General features: G+C 56.9%; 15 protein-coding genes. 5 read left to right on the top strand and 10 right to left on the bottom strand.

Translation table 11 applies throughout. The features are described 5' to 3' along the window. Positions 1-268: 268 nt before the first annotated feature. Entirely contained in the window at positions 269-1,696 is a 1,428-nt protein-coding gene (locus HMJ29_RS18225) for a TIGR00341 family protein (protein ID WP_171592834.1), read from the bottom strand. Between the two features lie 413 nt (positions 1,697-2,109). Between HMJ29_RS18225 and leuS the strand changes: the two genes are divergently transcribed. Both leuS and HMJ29_RS18235 read left to right on the top strand, forming a co-directional pair. Continuing rightward, positions 2,110-4,887: a leucine--tRNA ligase gene (gene leuS, locus HMJ29_RS18230; RefSeq protein WP_171593403.1), complete on the top strand. Its 2,778-nt coding sequence runs from the start codon at positions 2,110-2,112 to the stop codon at positions 4,885-4,887. Between the two features lie 173 nt (positions 4,888-5,060). After that, complete coding sequence (locus HMJ29_RS18235) at positions 5,061-5,981, top strand: bestrophin family protein (protein ID WP_171592835.1); 921 nt, start codon at positions 5,061-5,063, stop codon at positions 5,979-5,981. A 26-nt stretch (positions 5,982-6,007) separates the two neighbouring features. Here the strand turns inward: HMJ29_RS18235 and HMJ29_RS18240 are convergent, their stop codons facing one another. The 3 genes from HMJ29_RS18240 to HMJ29_RS18250 all read right to left on the bottom strand — a co-directional run bounded on the left by HMJ29_RS18240 (position 6,008) and on the right by HMJ29_RS18250 (position 8,788). Next, positions 6,008-6,376, bottom strand: coding sequence for an MmcQ/YjbR family DNA-binding protein (locus HMJ29_RS18240; protein ID WP_171592836.1), 369 nt, complete (start codon positions 6,374-6,376; stop codon positions 6,008-6,010). 105 nt (positions 6,377-6,481) lie between these two features. Further along, on the bottom strand, positions 6,482-6,658 hold the full coding sequence (locus tag HMJ29_RS18245) for a DUF6728 family protein (RefSeq protein ID WP_167855347.1): 177 nt from the start codon (positions 6,656-6,658) through the stop codon (positions 6,482-6,484). Positions 6,659-6,946: 288 nt separating this feature from the next. Beyond that, on the bottom strand, positions 6,947-8,788 hold the full coding sequence (locus tag HMJ29_RS18250) for an AMP-dependent synthetase/ligase (protein WP_244679057.1): 1,842 nt from the start codon (positions 8,786-8,788) through the stop codon (positions 6,947-6,949). Positions 8,789-8,921: 133 nt separating this feature from the next. Between HMJ29_RS18250 and HMJ29_RS18255 the strand changes: the two genes are divergently transcribed. After that, positions 8,922-9,383 carry a nuclear transport factor 2 family protein gene (locus HMJ29_RS18255; RefSeq protein ID WP_171592837.1) on the top strand — a complete coding sequence of 154 codons (462 nt, stop codon included), beginning with the start codon at positions 8,922-8,924 and terminating at the stop codon, positions 9,381-9,383. A gap of 144 nt (positions 9,384-9,527) precedes the next feature. Here HMJ29_RS18255 and HMJ29_RS18260 read toward each other — a convergent pair whose 3' ends face one another. The 4 genes from HMJ29_RS18260 to ispG all read right to left on the bottom strand — a co-directional run bounded on the left by HMJ29_RS18260 (position 9,528) and on the right by ispG (position 12,974). After that, entirely contained in the window at positions 9,528-9,722 is a 195-nt protein-coding gene (locus HMJ29_RS18260; protein ID WP_171592838.1) for a glycosyltransferase, read from the bottom strand. A gap of 68 nt (positions 9,723-9,790) precedes the next feature. Continuing rightward, positions 9,791-10,453, bottom strand: coding sequence for a Rossmann-fold NAD(P)-binding domain-containing protein (locus HMJ29_RS18265; protein ID WP_171592839.1), 663 nt, complete (start codon positions 10,451-10,453; stop codon positions 9,791-9,793). 32 nt (positions 10,454-10,485) lie between these two features. Next, the gene (locus HMJ29_RS18270) at positions 10,486-10,854 is read right to left on the bottom strand and encodes a hypothetical protein (protein ID WP_171592840.1); all 369 of its coding nucleotides are present in this window, start codon (positions 10,852-10,854) and stop codon (positions 10,486-10,488) included. A gap of 53 nt (positions 10,855-10,907) precedes the next feature. Beyond that, the gene (gene ispG / locus HMJ29_RS18275; RefSeq protein ID WP_171592841.1) at positions 10,908-12,974 is read right to left on the bottom strand and encodes a (E)-4-hydroxy-3-methylbut-2-enyl-diphosphate synthase; all 2,067 of its coding nucleotides are present in this window, start codon (positions 12,972-12,974) and stop codon (positions 10,908-10,910) included. Between the two features lie 248 nt (positions 12,975-13,222). Between ispG and HMJ29_RS18280 the strand changes: the two genes are divergently transcribed. Together HMJ29_RS18280 and HMJ29_RS18285 are read left to right on the top strand one after the other, a co-directional pair. Next, a complete protein-coding gene (locus HMJ29_RS18280) occupies positions 13,223-13,711 on the top strand; it encodes a TlpA disulfide reductase family protein (RefSeq protein WP_171592842.1) in 489 nt (162 codons plus the stop codon). Positions 13,712-13,944: 233 nt separating this feature from the next. Next, the gene (locus HMJ29_RS18285) at positions 13,945-14,568 is read left to right on the top strand and encodes a thioredoxin family protein (RefSeq protein WP_171592843.1); all 624 of its coding nucleotides are present in this window, start codon (positions 13,945-13,947) and stop codon (positions 14,566-14,568) included. A 235-nt stretch (positions 14,569-14,803) separates the two neighbouring features. Here HMJ29_RS18285 and HMJ29_RS18290 read toward each other — a convergent pair whose 3' ends face one another. Both HMJ29_RS18290 and HMJ29_RS18295 read right to left on the bottom strand, forming a co-directional pair. After that, positions 14,804-15,460: an NAD(P)H-binding protein gene (locus tag HMJ29_RS18290; protein WP_171592844.1), complete on the bottom strand. Its 657-nt coding sequence runs from the start codon at positions 15,458-15,460 to the stop codon at positions 14,804-14,806. Positions 15,461-15,624: 164 nt separating this feature from the next. After that, positions 15,625-16,605 (bottom strand): NAD(P)H-quinone oxidoreductase, encoded by a 981-nt coding sequence (locus HMJ29_RS18295; RefSeq protein ID WP_171592845.1) that lies wholly within the window; start codon positions 16,603-16,605, stop codon positions 15,625-15,627. Positions 16,606-16,685 lie beyond the last annotated feature (80 nt).

A 16,685-nucleotide genomic window follows, 5' to 3' on the forward strand; every position in this document is an offset into this window, starting at 1 on the left:
CACAATAATGGGTTACCCTATAGAGGCGAAGTGTCGCCTCTATAGGGTAACCCAGAGGCAGCTCTGGCCTGGGCCTCCGCATTTCCCGCGAGTTTGATGCTATGCAAGGTGGCCGCTCATAGGTAGAAACGTGAGCCTAGCGCCGGCCGCCGCCAAGTATAGCGCGAAGATCCGTTTCCCGGCGAGCATAGCGAGTATTCAGAACCGCACGCTATTGCCTACTCGCTATGCTCGTAGCGAAATGGGTTTTCGTGTCATACTTAGGCTGTCACTTTTTGGCGGGCATCACAACTTTATCCGGAACGAGCAGTTTTGCGGGCAGCAATTTTTGGATGGTTGGGGGTGGCAATACCAGCAGTTCTACTTGCTTCCGATTGGTGCGGGCTCTCAGCCACTGTACCAGCCGCTCCCGTTCAGGAACTGGCACCGGCCCCCGCGATTCTACGCTAACCACCAGCACGGTATCGGCGGGGAGGGAATCGCGCAGCAAAGCGGGGCGCATTAGCTGCCCAAGTGCCAGCCGGCGCACCGCAGGATGCTCCACCTGCACTTCGCGCAGCATGGCCTCGGGTGTGGGCAGCGCCGTTTTAGCCGAAGCAACTAGCTGCTGCAGATGCGCTATTTCGGCCTCCGAGCGTAACTCAGATTGGTTCTGGCGGGCACGCACGTCTTCCAATAGGTTTTGGCGCAGCGTTTGCGCATCCAGTGAGTCGTAGGCCTGCAGGCCCTGCCGTACGGTGAGCGTGGTGGGCATCAGCCGATACTTGGCCAGCTCCTTGCTGGCGGCCCTCAAACGCGCGGAATCTACCGTTGGGCCAACCAGCAGTACGTTTATCCGGCGCCGGCGGGCATCAATCTGCCGCGTTACCACGTAGGTGCCGGGGAAATCCAGCTGCTCTTTCACAAAATCCTCGGCGGCGTGCTCATATACAGACCGTTGCACAATGCGGTAGCCCAGCCACACACTCGGGGCGGCAATAATGGCCGCCGCCAGAAGCATCAGGCGGCGTACGCGCCGGGCCTCATGCTCATGCTGAAACCGGTGCGGCGGCAGGCGCAGAAAGCGCATCACCAGAAACGAGGCCAGCGTGATAAACACACAGTTGATAGAAAACAGGTAGAATGCTCCCAGCGCGTACTGCCAGTGCCCCGAGGCCAGGCCGTACCCAGTGGTACAAAGCGGCGGCATCAGGGCCGTGGCAATGGCCACGCCGGGAATAACGTTGCTTTTCTCGCGGCGCGTGAGGCCTACGGCACCGGCCAGCCCACCAAACAGGGCAATGAGTACGTCCCAGATGGTGGGCTCAGTCCGGGCCAGCAGCTCCGATTGCGCTCCTCTCAGGGGCGTGAGCAGGAAGTAGAGCGTCGAGGTCATCAGGCTGATAATGATGGCCAGACCCAGATTCTTCACGGCCCGCCGCAACAGATCGGGGTTGTTGGTAGCGGCACTGTAACCCAACGTCACGAGCGGACCCATCAGCGGCGAAATCAGCATAGCCCCGATAATGACGGCCGTAGAATTTACGTTCAGGCCTACTGAGGCAATCAGGATGGCGAAGATCAACACCCAAAGATTGGTCCCCCGGAAAGAAGTACTTGACTCAACGCTATCCTCGATTACATCTGGGTCAGCGGTGTCTTCAAGTAAATCGAAGCGGTGGCGTAAGAAGCGAAGCAGGAAGCTGAGGTAACGCAAAAGCAGCAATAAATTAGAGTGGGGCGCCCATTGCTTATGGTAGAGCTAGGCCAGTGTTGGCCCGGGCACTTACGCGCTGAAGATGCAAAGAAACGTACTTGTGTATCCTTTTTGAGCAACTATGCCGGAACGACTGACTGGCCTAGAACAAAGAAGTCACATAACATCAGCAGTGGCGAGGCACAAATGTGTGTCTCTATAATTAGCCGTGGCCCCCTCTCGCTTTTTGACTTTCTGGAGATGGGACCGGGGAGGTGAGGTGCCTACCAGAGCGAAACACCCGCCAACACGCCAAGTATAGCGTCTTTACCGTGTTCTTGCGCGCCGCACATCCTGCTACTTACAAAAAAGCCCGGCTGCGGCTGTTTTTCCGTAATTTCGCCCGTTCCGAATCATCGTACTATCGACTGCCCATGCCCGGCTACCATCCCCAGGATATCGAGAAGAAGTGGCAAGCCCACTGGAAAGAGCACAATACCTTTAAGGCCGATAACGCCTCTGAGAAGCCCAAATACTACGTGCTGGACATGTTCCCGTACCCCAGCGGTGCGGGCTTGCACGTAGGCCACCCCCTCGGCTACATTGCCTCTGATATTGTCACGCGCTACAAGCGTCTGCAGGGCTTTAACGTGCTGCACCCCATGGGTTTCGACTCGTTTGGCCTCCCCGCTGAGCAGTACGCCATCCAGACGGGCCAGCACCCTGAGAAAACCACCCGCGAGAACATTGCCCGCTACATTGAACAGCTTAGCTCCCTGGGGTTTAGCTACGACTGGAGCCGCGAAGTGCGCACCTCCGACCCCAGCTATTACAAGTGGACGCAGTGGATTTTCCTGAAGCTGTTCAATAGCTGGTATAACCTCGACACCGACCGCGCCGAGCCCCTGAAAACCCTCCTCGACAAGTTTGCCGAGAACGGCAGCCAAGGCGTGCGCGCCGCTGGCGACGAGGAAGAGCGCCACGATTTCACGGCGGGCCAGTGGCAGATGATGAGCGAGAAGCAACGCCTGCAAGCTGTGCACCCCTACCGACTGGCCTACCAGTCAGACACCTACGTGAACTGGTGCGCTGGCCTGGGTACGGTACTCTCTAATGATGAGGTGAAAGACGGTCTCTCTGAGCGCGGCGGATTTCCCGTAGAACGTCGATTAATGCCGCAGTGGAACCTGCGCATTACCGCCTACGCCGACCGTCTTCTCCAGGGCCTCGACACCATTGACTGGCCCGAGGCGGTGAAGGAAATGCAGCGCAACTGGATTGGCAAGAGCATTGGGGCTGAAGTGACCTTCTCGGTACAAGGCCACGAAAGCGCCCAGATTAAGGTGTACACCACCCGCGTTGATACCATTTATGGTGCTACGTTCCTGGTGCTGGCTCCTGAGCATGAGCTGGTGGCTGAGCTGACCACGCCCGAGCAGCAGGAATCCATTCAGGAGTACATAGACGCTACCAAGCGCCGCTCGGAGCGCGACCGGATGGCCGACACCAAAACGGTTTCGGGTGCTTTCACGGGGAGCTACGGTATCAACCCGTTCAGCGGTGAGCCCATCCAGATCTGGATTGCCGACTACGTGCTGGCGGGCTACGGCACCGGCGCCGTAATGGCCGTGCCCTCCGGCGACCAGCGCGACTACGTGTTTGCCAAGCACTTCCACCTGCCCATTGTGCAGGTAGTAGATCAGCAGCAAATCGAGGAGCAGGCCGACCCCACCAAGGAAGGCGTGTACCTGCACGGCCTCATCGAAGGCAAAGGCTACAAGGAGGCTACCCAAATCCTGATTCAGGAGCTGGAGCAGCGCGGCATCGGCAAGGGCAAAGTCAACTTCCGTATCCGCGACGCCATCTTCGGGCGCCAGCGCTACTGGGGTGAGCCCATCCCGATTTACTACAAGGATGGAGTGGCCTACGGCGTGGCCGAAGCCGACCTACCGCTGGTGCTCCCGGAAATTGATGAGTACAAACCCACCGAAACCGGCGAGCCGCCTCTGGGCCGCGCCAAAGACTGGAAGTACAAAGGCCAGTACGACTACGAGCTGAGCACGATGCCCGGCTGGGCCGGCTCCTCGTGGTACTTTCTGCGCTACATGGACCCACAGAACAACGAACGTTTCGTAGGCCAGGAATCCGAGCAATACTGGCAGAATGTAGACCTATATCTCGGTGGTGCAGAGCATGCTACGGGCCACTTGCTCTACTCCCGCTTCTGGCACCTCTTCCTTAAAGACCTAGGCTTAGTAACGGCCAATGAGCCCTTCCAAAAGCTCATCAACCAGGGCATGATCTTGGGCCGCTCGAACTTCGTGTACCGTATTAACGGCACCAATACGTTCGTGACAGCAGGCAAAAAGGACCAGCATGAAACAACTGCCTTGCATGTAGACGTCAATATTGTGGAGAATGATGTTCTCGACATTGAAGCCTACAAGAAATGGCGTGACGAGTACGCAACGGCTGAGTTCATCCTCGAAGACAACGGCACCTATGTGTGCGGCGTCGAGGTCGAGAAGATGTCAAAGTCGAAGTACAATGTGGTGAGCCCTGATGTGCTGATAGACAAGTTTGGGGCCGATGCGCTGCGCTTGTACGAGATGTTTCTGGGGCCGCTGGAGCAGTTCAAGCCCTGGAACACCAACGGCATGAGCGGCGTAGCGGGCTTCCTCAAGAAGCTCTGGCGCCTCTACCACCCCCAGGATGGCGACTTCGCCGTAACCGACGAGGCTCCCAAGCCCGCTGAGTTGAAAGCTCTGCACAAGGCTATCCGGAAGGTGGATGAGGACATCGAGAAGTTTTCGTTCAACACCACCGTCAGCGCCCTCATGATTACGGTGAACGAGCTGACGGCTCTGAACACGCACAACCGCTCCATTCTGGAGCCATTGGTGGTGCTAGTATCGCCTTACGCCCCGCACCTGGCCGAGGAGCTGTGGCAGAAGCTAGGCCACGAGGCCGGCAGCATCAGCACGGCTAGCTACCCCGAGTTTAAGGAAGAGTATCTGGTGGAAGACACCGTGAACTACCCCGTAGCCATCAACGGCAAAGTGCGCGAGCAGCTGCAGTTTCCGGCTACTGCCACAACTGCTGAAATCGAGGCCGCTGTGCGCGCCACCGACATTCTGGCCCGCTTCGCCGAAGGCAAAGAGGCCAAGAAGATCATTGTGGTACCTGGCCGCATGGTAAACGTAGTAGTGTAAGTGGCCTAGGTCAGTTGTTTTATACAAAAGGCTCGTCGAATTCGTCCGGCGAGCCTTTTTTGGGTTTATCGGTACTCGAAACTGTTCAGCTGAGTCTTGCGTGAAGAGCAAAAGAAGCGCGTTACATCCGTAACAGCACCAGCCAAATCTGCCCGCTGTCCGTAAGCTGGCCTATGATTATCCGACCGAGATATAACTGGTTTCGCATGCTGTTCGTGTGGCAGGGCTCTGTGCTGCCGCAGGTGTTGCCGCGTCTCCTGATTCTGTTTGCGCTGTCGTTGGGCGTAACGTACTTCCACGGCACTATTTTTCAGCACCGGGTGCCGCTTACGGCTGCGCCCTTTACGTTGTTTGGGGTGGCCCTAGCCATTTTTCTGGGTTTCTACAACAATGTGAGCTACGACCGCTACTGGGAGGGCCGCAAGCTCTGGGGCGCCTTACTCAACGACACCCGTTCCCTGGCGCGGCAGGCCCTCACTATGAGCGGCTACCCGGCTACCTCGGCGCCGGTTACGCATTTTGTGCGGCTGCTCATTGCCTTCACCCACACGTTGCGCCACCAACTCCGCCACACCGACCCTGCGGCCGATCTGCAGCGCCTGCTGCCGCCAGAACAGGCCTACACGGTGCAGCAAGCCCATTTCCGGCCGATGCTATTGCTGCGCGAAATGGGCCGCTGGCTGCAGGAAGCCCGCGAAACCGGCCACCTCGATTCCAATACTCAACTGGCCTTCGACCGTAACTTGAACCAACTCTCCGACATTGTGGGCGGATGCGAACGGCTGGCCAGCACGCCTGTGCCCTATACGTATAGCGTGCTGCTGCATCGCACCGTGTATCTCTATTGCTTCCTGCTGCCCTTCGGTCTGGTCGAAAGCATCAGCTGGGCCACACCGCTTATTGTCGTGTTTATTGGCTACACCTTTATGGCGCTGGATGCCATCATTGGAGAAATTGAAGAGCCCTTCGGTACAGAGCCCAACGATCTGGCCCTGAATGCCATGAGCCAGATGATAGAAACTACCTTACTGGAAATGGCCGACCAGCCCACTCCTACCTGGCCTATTGCACGAACCGGCTACGTGGTTGACTAACAGCACCCTAGGCCAGTACACTTGCTTTATTCTGCTTGTCTTTCTGCTTCTGCCAACTCCTCCCGATGTTTTTTGGGCAAAGAAGCCCGCACCAGATCATAGGAATGATCAATTAGTTCGCGCAACAGGCCTACGGATGCACCCGTCCCGATGAGCACCGTGTTCCAGTGCTTCTTGTTCATATGGTAGCCGGGCAGCACGTACTCGTGCCGCTCACGTAGTTCCTGGGCGCGCTCCGGGTCACACTTCAGGTTAATGCTGCCAAAGGTTTCGATATCGGTGAGAGCAAACACTTTACCACCCACTTTGAACACCAATGTATCGGGGCCGAAGGGTGTTTCTTCAGTTACGCCGGCTTTCAGCAGGCAATAATCGCGGAAGTCTTCAATGTTCATATAGCACAAAACGCCTACCTCAGCCAAAGGCCAAGGCGGGCGCTTACTATGTGTGAGCGGAGAGTCTCCGTCAGAGGTAAACTCAGGGGAGAGCCAGCAAATTTGCTAGCGAATAAACCAGCGGTAGAGCAGCACAATGAAACCCACCAGAAACATGCTCATGGAGAGCTTGTTGATGAAGTGCATGGTGCGCAGGTTGAAATTAGTTTTGCGATTAGGGTCATTCTTACGGAAGAAGTAACCGAAAACCGGACCGAAATCGAAAAGATCTTTAGTGCGCATGGCAGTAGGCTTGTGGTACGCTAAGATAACACCGCAAGGGGCATAAAGATTTAGTCTAGCCCTAAAAAGGTTTCTATTTTATCAGGCTACTGCTCAACCCATTACCTGCTCTACTTTGCCCAGCAATTCGCCACTTACACCTCGGCTTGAGGTCTGTATCTGGCTTTTAATCAATAAGTACTGAGCGGGTAGTTGTGCTGGAAAGGCTGTGGTGCTGAACCAAAACTCAGAGAGAATTTCCGGCAGTGCGTACTCTCCGTGAGGGTGCCAAGGCCTTCGCCAGAACTGTTACTGAAATAGCGCTTCTATACGCTGCTGATTGTTCTGGCTAATGATCTTGCGCTTCACCTTCAGGGTAGGCGTGAGCTCCCCTGACTCTACGCTCCAGACCACGGGTAGTAGCGCTACCTTCTTGATTTGTTCCCACTGCGCAAAGGCTGCGTTGGTTTGCTGCACTAATTGTTCATACAACTGCTGTACCTGGGCATGGGCTGCCAGTGCCGCGTCGGAGAGGTCGGTGGGTAGGTTATGGCTTTTGGCCCAGGCCCGCAGTTCAGTAAAGGCGGGCACCAGCAGAGCCGCGGCAAACTTTTCCCCTTCACCCACCACCATACACTGCTCCACCAACGGCGACTCTGCCAGCTTGGATTCAAGGGGTTGCGGGGCCACGTACTTACCATTGGAGGTTTTGAACATCTCCTTCTTGCGGTCCGTGATTTTAAGGAACCGTCCTTGAATAAATTCTCCAATGTCGCCGGTGTGCAGCCAGCCCTCGCGGTCAATTACTTCGGCCGTTAGGTCGGGGCGGTTGTAGTACCCCTGCATCACGGAGGGCGAGCGGGTCAGGATTTCGCCATCGGTGGCCAGCTTTACTTCCACGCCGGGTATCACGGGGCCTACGGCACCAATGAGGTTGCCGCTGGCTTCTGGCTGACTGGCGGCAATTACCGGCGAGGTCTCCGTCATGCCGTAGCCCTCCATTACTCGAATGCCAGCCGCCCAAAACACCCGGGCCAGGCGGGGCTGCAAGGCACCACCCCCGCTCACAATATAGTGCACCTGCCCTCCCATCGCCTCCCGCCACTTGCTAAAAACAAGCTTATTGGCCAGGGCTAGCTGGGTGTTATAGAGCAAACCCTGGTCTTGCTGGGTGTCGTAGCGCAGGCCCAGGTCGAGGGCCCAGAAGAACAGCTTTTTCTTCAGGCCCGTCAGCTCATGTCCTTTGGCTACTATCTTATCATAAATTTTCTCCAGCAGGCGGGGTACGGTGGTAAACACCTGGGGCTGCACCTCGCGCAGGTTGTCGGCAATGCGCTCTACTGACTCGGCGTACCACACGCTAAAGCCTAACATCAAGTACAGGTAGGTAGCGGTCCGCTCGAAAATGTGGCTCAGCGGCAGGAAGCTCAACGCCTTCTGTCCCGCCGGCAAGGGCAGGTAGCCCGTCAGGTTTTCGCAGTTATACAAGATATTGCGGTGGCTGAGCATCACGCCCTTGGGCCGGCCCGTAGTCCCCGAGGTATAAATCAGCGTCAGCAGGTCATCGGGCTGCACGGCAGCCTTGAGCGCCTCCAGACCGGTCTCCTCATTCAGGCCCGACTGGCCTAGCGCCAGCAGCTCCCCGAAATGACGCGCATCGGGCAGGTGGTCGAAGGTGAAAATGTATTCTGGCCCTTCAGCGAGGCCGACCACCGCCTCCTGCACCCTACTCAGCAGCTTTTGGTTTTCAACCAGCACTACCCGCACGCCGGCATCCTGAAAAATATGGCGGTAGTCTTCCACCGTAATGGTGGGGTACATGGGCACGCTCACGGCTCCCAGCTGCGCAATGCCAAAATCAGCCAGCACCCATTCCGGCCGATTGGCCGAGATAATAGCTACTTTATCACCTGCCGCTATGCCCAGATGGCGCAGACCCAGGCTCACCTGGTTGCTCCCCTGCTGCACCTGCTGCACGCTTAAGGCCTGCCAAGCGTCGGCCTTCTTTTCTACCAGGCAGCTGGCCTGGGGGTTGAGCGTTGATAGGTGCGTGAGTAGATCGAAGGTGCGGCGGATTTCCATGGAGGCATAACGACGGGCAAGGGCAAACAGATCAGCTGCCCGCGCAAAAATAGCCGCTCCTGGCGGCAAACTGGGCGGCGGATCATACTTTCACTGCATGTACCAGCAGTAGCCCTCCCCCGTGGCGTGTGGCTATCAGAGTGCAACCTCCGGACACATTGCGTTACCTTTCCGTGGTTTTATTCCCTGCCTGCTGTCACTCATGAAAAAACTGCTCTTCTCCTGCCTGCTGCTCCCGGCAACGTGTAGCACCTTTGCCCAAACCACACCCGCAGCTGAAAAGGAGGCCGTTAAGAAAACTATTCAGTTATTTTTTGATGGTATGCGCAAGGGCGACAGCACCCTGCTCCGGACCACCCTAGCTCCGGGGGCGGTGTTTCATACCATATACACCCGCAACGGCCAAACCACGCTGCGCCCCGAGAGCCCCTCCGCCTTCCTGAAATCGGTGGCCACGCCGCACAAGGAGGTGTATGATGAGCGCATCACCTTTGATAAGATCTTGATTGACGCTAATTTGGCCAGCGTCTGGACGCCCTATGAGTTTTACCTGGGCAACACCTTCAGCCACTGCGGCTATAACTCCTTCCAGCTCGTGAAGCTCACCGATGGCTGGAAAATTGCCCACATCATCGACACCCGCCGCAAGGAGAAGTGTAAGTAGCAGCCAAACTTCTCTAAACCGGACCAGCAGAATTTTCAGGCTGCTGCCTTTCTTCAGCATAATCCTGAGATTGATTTTAGAGTAGATAACTCTTGGCTCAAGACGCACGGGCACAGGCTTTCCCCGTAGGCCACGCTGGTTTCCTCATAGGGAAAAATCACTGTCGGTAAACAAACCAATACGTTCTTTCACCTGCTCCAAGCCGGTGCGCAGTGCATAGCCCTTACCCCGGTTAATGGGGTATGGGCGGGAGGTGAAGTGCGGCCGCCGCTCTTGCAGAAACTGTACATCGGCAGCCGTAACGGCGGGGCTGCCATCATTGATAAGGTACAGGTGCACCGTCCCCGCGCCCACAGGAAGCAGGCCTTGTAGCCGCGCCAGGCTTCATACTCCGCTTACTGAGTGGCTTAGCGTTTCCCAAGCAGCACAATATCGGGCACTTCCAGCACCTTGCGCAGGTAGCCGCGCTGCGTTACCCGTATCATGGCCTGGCCTAGCTCCGCGAGCGTAGATGCGTAGTTAGGCGCAACGGCCCGCAGCACCGGAAACAGCCAGCCGAAATACTTGTAGTATGATAGTACGTGCTGCTGGCCCTCAGTAGCGCGCAAAAACCCCGGCCGGAACATATAAGCATCCTGGAAGCCCAACTGCAGCAAGGCATTTTCGGTTTCGCCTTTCACCCGTGCCCACATCTGGCGGCTTTGCAGGGTGCCATCAGTACCCGCCCCTGAGATGTAGCAGAACGTAAGCTCGGGGTTGCGCGGCAGCAGCGCTTGGGCAAAGTGCAGGGTCAGGTCGTAGGTGAGGCGGCGGTACTCCGGCTCCTTCATGCCTACTGACGATACGCCCAAGCAGAAAAAGCAGGCGTTGTAGCCCGTGAGCTGGTCAGCAATTGGGCTGATATTCTGAAAGTCACTGTGCAAAATTTCCCGCAGTTTGGGGTGCGTGAGGCCGCTAGGCTTGCGGCTAACAGACAGCACCTGCTCCACCTCGTGGTGACCTAGGCATTCAAGTAGCACACCCTCTCCCACCATCCCGGTGGCCCCGGTTACAATTACGCGTAGTTTCATGGGGTGGTAGACGGATGAGAGGCGCGGATGCTTTATGAGTCAGGAAAGAGCTTGGCCATTTGCTGATGAGTAATTCCAACTATGTTGACATCAACAGTCTCAACGCTAAACTGGTCCATCATGTCAGTAATATCAACTCCTTCTGCTGTAAGTTGACCAGTCAAAGTAGAAATGGCGTTTAAGCGGAGCGCTTCCAGTTTATTCCAGTCTAATTTCTTTGAGGGCGCTTGGAAGAAATCTTGATACTCAGCGTAGTAAGCGGCTGTTGGTTTTAATATACCGCCAATGACTCCCCTTGAAGCATCAATAACATCAGCGTCTACTGTGCCTGACCTAGTTTCTCCCGCGAACAGCTCAATTCTAACACTCATAATTGGGTAACACATTTCGGGATGAAGCAAAAAACGGGATTAGACTGACTGTCTAATCCCGTTTTTTGCTTCAAATAAGCAGATCAACCTATTACCGGCTCTTCTAATACCACCGGCTCAATCCACTTGCCATCCTCACGCATGAGGTCAATGAGCTGGTCTACGGCTTGCTCTTCGGGTACAGACTTTTTGATGACTTCCTGGCCGCGGTAGAGGGCAATTTTGCCTTTTCCCACGCCCACGTAGCCGTAGTCGGCATCGGCCATTTCGCCGGGACCGTTCACGATGCAGCCCATGATGCCGATTTTCACGCCCTTCAGGTGGTCGGTGCGCTTGCGAATCATGGCGGTGGTTTCCTGCAGATCAAACAGGGTACGGCCGCAGCTGGGGCAGCTGATGTACTCGGTTTTGGACATGCGCGTGCGGGCCGCCTGCAAAATCCCGAAGCTAAGCTGGTTGAGCTGGTCCAAGGTCTGGAGCCACTCCTCTTTGCTGCGCTCTAGCAACAGCTCGGTGCTCAGTACTACCCCGTCGCCGAGGCCATCGAGCAGTAGGCCACCCACATCGGTAGCGGCGTAGAGCTGGGTTTGCTCGGGCGTGAGCACAGGGTACTGCCGATTGATGATGACCGGGTTGGTAATCTGCTTGTTGATGAGCCGGAAGAACGCCCGCCGGATTTCCGGCATGGCGTGGGCGTTATCGGTATAGAGAATAACAACCGCCGTGGCATCAGCGTGCAACTGGCTCAGCGCCTCCTCAGTCAGTGAGGCCAGGTTGTGAAACACGAAGTTCAGCTCCGGATGCCGGACTTCGGCGGTGGCAAATTCAACCTGAGTGAACACCGGGAAGTGGTCGGGGCGCTGACCACCATCCACCCAGGCCGAGAAGTCTACTACTTCCTTCAGGCCATTAGGCAGCATGAACGGAATCGGGCGCTGGCCGGAGTACACGTAGTCGGCCCCAAGGTCGTTCATCTGGAACTTGTCGAGGAAGGCTGAGTACAAGTGGCCTACGGCGCGCAGGTCGGCGTACTCCAGGCCCGGCAGGCGCGAAAGGTCGGCCATCACGCGGGGCACGTTCTGCCCTCCTATGTTCAGCACCTCGCGGGTAGCGCGGCGGTGGTACTGGAACGGATCAATCGGCGACAGATTGGCATCATTCTCTGCTACTGCCGCCGTTTCTGACTGGCCTATGGCCGCGTTGTTAACCACTACTGCAGCAAAATCAGCGGCCAGCGGGGTAATAGGTTTGGCTTCGGCGGCACGGTTAGTGTAGCGGTCAATCAGGGCTTTAGCCACGGGGGCTTCGGCTTCAGGGGCTTCGGTGAGCGACACGCGCACGGTGTCGCCGAGGCCATCTTCCAGCAGTGTGCCGATGCCCACGGCGCTTTTGATGCGGCCGTCCTCGGCTTCGCCGGCTTCCGTTACACCCAGGTGCAGCGGGTAGGGCTGCAGGCCTTCTGCGTCGAGCTTCTGCACCAGCAGGCGGTAGGCCTGTACCATTACCTGCGTGTTGCTGGCCTTCATGCTCAGCACCACATTGTAATAGTTCTCCTCCTCACAAAGGCGCAAAAACTCCAGCGCCGACTCCACCATGCCCAGCGGCGTGTCGCCGTAACGGCTCAGAATCCGGTCGGACAGGGAGCCGTGGTTGGTACCGATGCGCATGGCGGTGCCGTACTGCTTGCAGATCTGCACCAGCGGTCGGAACCGCTCCCGAATGCGCTCCACCTCGGCGGCGTAGGTAGCGTCGGTGTACTCAATGATGTCGAACTTCTTCTTGTCGGCGTAGTTGCCGGGGTTCACGCGCACCTTTTCCACGATGCGGGCGGCCAGCTCAGCGGCGTTGGGCGTGAAGTGGATGTCGGCAATGAGGGGCACGTTGCAGCCGCGCTTGCGCAGCTCCTTCTTGATTTCCAGCAGGTTCTGAGCCTCCTTCACGCTGGGCGCTGTGATGCGCACGTACTCGCAGCCCGCTTCCACCATGCGCAGCGTCTGCTCCACTGAGCCCAGCGTGTCCATGGTGTCAACGGTGGTCATGCTCTGCACCCGAATGGGGTTGAGGCCACCCATGGGCAGGTCGCCGAGCTGGACTTCCCGGCTGAGGCGGCGCTTATACTCAGTAAGGCTGGGGCAATACGTTTTGTTCATAACCCAAAGGGGGAGCGTTTTTCAGAAGAGTAACAAAGGTAACGGAAGGTTTGTGCTCAACATATGTGCCACGAGCTCAATGTAGGGCCGTTATCTCTTGCGTCTTGGCACCGAGCGACTGGCCTAGGTGGTATAGAAATGAAGTCAAAAGGCCGTCATATTGAGCTGGCCGGTAGTTAGCCAATGAACTTCTCCGCAACTTCTAGCCGGCAATTGCTGTCTTTAACTCAACTACCTTCTCCCCCAACATGAAGCAATTGAAATTCCTTGCGCTGGCCGCTGTCCTCTTGTTTGCAGTGCCTGGCCTGGCGCAGCAAGTCACGGTTATAAAGCTGCCGGAGCTGCAGAAGCGTCTGAGCCGCCAGAACGACACTACTTATGTAGTGAACTTCTGGGCTACCTGGTGCGCCCCCTGCGTGAAAGAGCTGCCTCACTTCGATCAGCTAACTACAACGTATGCTAACCAGAAAGTAAAAGTGCTGCTGGTAAGCATGGACTACGCCTCCCAACTCGATAAGAAAGTAAAGCCCTTCGTGGCGAAGCGGGGCCTGAAGTCGGAAGTGGTGCTCCTGAACGAGCCGGACCCAAACTCCTGGATGGACAAAGTAGACTCTAGATGGACGGGAGCAATACCGTTTACCATCCTGGTAAACAGCGCCAAAAAGAAACGGGCCACCTTCGAGCAGGAACTTACGGCGGCCGAGCTGAACAAGCAGGTACAGGCCTTTATGAAATAGCAGGTATTTCGTGCTATGCCTGTCGTTTTGACGCAGGAAGAATCTGAGTTATCTTCCAGATTGTAAGAATGGTAAGCGAATTTTTACTTCAGCTACGCTCAGCATCACGGTCTCTTTAGTACGCTAAAGGCGTTACCGGCCACACGGTTTCTAGGCCAGTATCTTGGTTTCTGGCTCTGCCTGGAAAAACAAACGCAGGTTTCTCATCACTCACTTTTACCATCTTTTGCCTTATGAAAAAGCTACTTCCTTTTCTGGCTGCTTGTCTGGTGTTGGCGCTGAGCAGCTTCATCGTACTTCGGCCGGTGGCGGCGGGGTATCAGGTGGGCGATAAAGCCACCGATTTTAAGCTCAAGAATGTGGACGGCAAGATGGTGTCGTTGGCCGATAACAAGACGGCCAAGGGCTACATTGTGGTGTTTACTTGCAATACCTGCCCCTACGCCCAGGCCTACGAGAGCCGCATACTGGCCCTGCACCAGAAGTACGCCCGCCAGGGCTACCCGGTAGTAGCCATTAACCCTAATGACCCCGCCGTAGCGCCCGGCGACTCCTTCGCCGATATGCAGAAGCGGGCCAAGGCGAAGCAGTATGCCTTTCCGTATCTGCAAGACGAAACTCAGCAGATTGCTAAAGCCTACGGCGCCACCCGCACGCCCCATCTCTACGTGCTCACCCGACAGGGCAATGACTTTATAGTGAGCTACATCGGAGCCATCGACGACAACTCCGAGGATGCCAGCCAGGTGAAAACCAAGTACCTGGAAAACGCCATGACCGACATCATAGCTGGTAAGCCGGCCTCCGTAAATTCTACCAAGGCAATAGGCTGCACCATCAAATGGAAGCGCGCCTAGGCTACTGCAGCTTACCCCCATGAAAAAGCTCGCTCTACAGCGAGCTTTTTTGTTGCCGTGACCCTAATAAATAGTGTGAAAACCGGGCTTTCGGAGCAGGAACAAGCCTCTAGCCTGTTTACTCCCACACTGCGCCCCAAGCCTTTTGCGCATCAATGATGAATCATCTTGTTACGATTAAACAACTAATTTAAAACGACTTGCGCCGTTGTGCAGGGCAATGCTGTACCGTAAGCTAAACCCCTTCAGCACGCGTAAATACGTCTTCCAGACTGATGGTTTGCACACCCGGAGTTTCATCGAGGGCAGCATTAATCATAGCCTGAGCTACTGTGCGCCCATGAATGGGGCGGTACTGCCGCAGCACGGGTAACTGGCCTACCAAACTACCTAGCAGTAGGCCTATCCGCTCGCCGGTGCGGGGCTCCTTCCGGAAGCCGGCCAGCATACCTGGCTGCAGTATCCGGATACGGTGAAAGGGCAGCTTCTTAACGTCCTGCTCCAGTTCACCCTTCATTCGGCTGTAGAAAATTATCGAATGAGCATCGGCCCCGGCCGACGACACCAGCACCAGAGTTTCTACTCCATGCTCAGCGGCGGCCTGGGCGGCGCGGTACTGGTACGTGTAGTCCACTTCGTACTGGGCGTTCTGGCTGCCAGCCTGTTTGAGCGTGGTGCCGAGGGCGGAGAACAGTACATCTCCGGTCAGCAGCCCGCTCCACTCCTGAGGCTGGCCAAAATCAATCAAGTGCTCTTGTAGCTTTGGGCTCTGATAGCCCGTGGGGCGGCGCCCAAACACTTTTACGCTGCTGAAACGGTCGTCGAGGAGCAACTGCTGAAGCAGGTAGTCGCCAACCAGGCCCGTAGCCCCAATTAGTATGGCTGTTTTCATGAGGAGGTAGTTAGTAATCAAGCCGGAGCAGCATCCTAAAAACACCTCTGATGGTTTCCACAGTGATGTTTTGACCACCGAAGCCAACAAAGACGATTTCTCAAGCTCGACAGTTGTACGGGTAGGTGACCGGTTTCGACGAATTTCGGCAAATTCTTCTGCTCCTATGCCCCCTGCGTCACCTCCAGCACCAGTTTACCGATGTGGGTGCTGCTCTCCAGCAGCTGATGCGCGGCCGCAGCCTCGGCGAGCGGAAAGGTCTGGTAAATAACGGGCTTAAACTTGCCTGCGGCCAGCAGCGGCCACACGTGCTGCTCCACCGCTGCCGCCAGGGCTGCTTTAAACTCGGCTAAGCGGGGCCGCAGGGTGCTACCCGTAATAGTGAGGCGGCGGGCCATAACCTCCAAGGCATTGAACTCCGCCGGGCCTCCCTGCATGGCATTTATGAATACCAGTCGGCCATCTGGGCGCAGCAGGCGCAGATTTTTGGGCGTGTAGTCGCCCCCTACCATGTCCAGCACCACATCCACCCCTTCCTCGGCTAATACCTGCTCAAAGTCGGCCTGCTTGTAGTTAATGACCACATCGGCCCCCAAGGAGCGTAGCGCCTCGCACTTCCCGGTGCTGCCGGCGGTGGTGGCCACGCGGCTGCCTAGAGCATGTGCCAGCTGAATGGCGGTTATGCCAATGCCACTGCTGCCCCCGTGTACCAGCAGCGTTTCGCCGGGCTGCAGGGCACCGCGCTGAAATACGTTGTGCCACACGGTAAACACCGTTTCGGGGAGGGAAGCAGCTTCGGTCATGCTCCAGCCCTCGGGCACCGGCAGGCAGTGGCCCGCATCTACCACGGCGTACTCGGCATAGCCCCCGGCCGCCAGCAGGGCGCACACCGCGTCGCCGGGCTGCCAGCGCGTGACAGCGGCCCCGCACTGTTCCACGCGGCCCGCTATCTCCAGGCCTGGCACCGTACCGGCCACGTCGCCGCTGCCGCGGTACTTGCCCTGGCGCAGCAGCACATCAGGGCGGTTTACGCCGGCAGCTTCTACCCGCACCAGCACCTGGTGAGCGGCGGGCTCAGGAATGAGAGCTTCTTGTAGCCGTAGCACTTCTGGCCCTCCGGGCGCGGAAATCGTAATGTGTTGCATAAAGTGGGTGTTTGTTACTACCATACGGCAGCTCTGCTTACTCAACACAGGACGCGAACTAGCCTCAGGGGGTTAGGCTC

Source organism: Hymenobacter taeanensis (assembly GCF_013137895.1).
GTDB lineage: Bacteria > Bacteroidota > Bacteroidia > Cytophagales > Hymenobacteraceae > Hymenobacter > Hymenobacter taeanensis.

Excerpts from the sequence above, each read along its gene's own strand:
- HMJ29_RS18245 (WP_167855347.1), bottom strand. The coding sequence starts at position 6,658 with ATGCGCACTAAAGATCTTTTCGATTTCGGTCCGGTTTTCGGTTACTTC.
- HMJ29_RS18255 (WP_171592837.1), top strand. The coding sequence starts at position 8,922 with ATGAAAAAACTGCTCTTCTCCTGCCTGCTGCTCCCGGCAACGTGTAGC.
- HMJ29_RS18295 (WP_171592845.1), bottom strand. The coding sequence starts at position 16,605 with ATGCAACACATTACGATTTCCGCGCCCGGAGGGCCAGAAGTGCTACGG.
- ispG (WP_171592841.1), bottom strand. The coding sequence starts at position 12,974 with ATGAACAAAACGTATTGCCCCAGCCTTACTGAGTATAAGCGCCGCCTC.
- HMJ29_RS18235 (WP_171592835.1), top strand. The coding sequence starts at position 5,061 with ATGATTATCCGACCGAGATATAACTGGTTTCGCATGCTGTTCGTGTGG.
- HMJ29_RS18285 (WP_171592843.1), top strand. The coding sequence starts at position 13,945 with ATGAAAAAGCTACTTCCTTTTCTGGCTGCTTGTCTGGTGTTGGCGCTG.
- HMJ29_RS18280 (WP_171592842.1), top strand. The coding sequence starts at position 13,223 with ATGAAGCAATTGAAATTCCTTGCGCTGGCCGCTGTCCTCTTGTTTGCA.
- leuS (WP_171593403.1), top strand. The coding sequence starts at position 2,110 with ATGCCCGGCTACCATCCCCAGGATATCGAGAAGAAGTGGCAAGCCCAC.
- HMJ29_RS18290 (WP_171592844.1), bottom strand. The coding sequence starts at position 15,460 with ATGAAAACAGCCATACTAATTGGGGCTACGGGCCTGGTTGGCGACTAC.
- HMJ29_RS18240 (WP_171592836.1), bottom strand. The coding sequence starts at position 6,376 with ATGAACATTGAAGACTTCCGCGATTATTGCCTGCTGAAAGCCGGCGTA.
- HMJ29_RS18265 (WP_171592839.1), bottom strand. The coding sequence starts at position 10,453 with ATGAAACTACGCGTAATTGTAACCGGGGCCACCGGGATGGTGGGAGAG.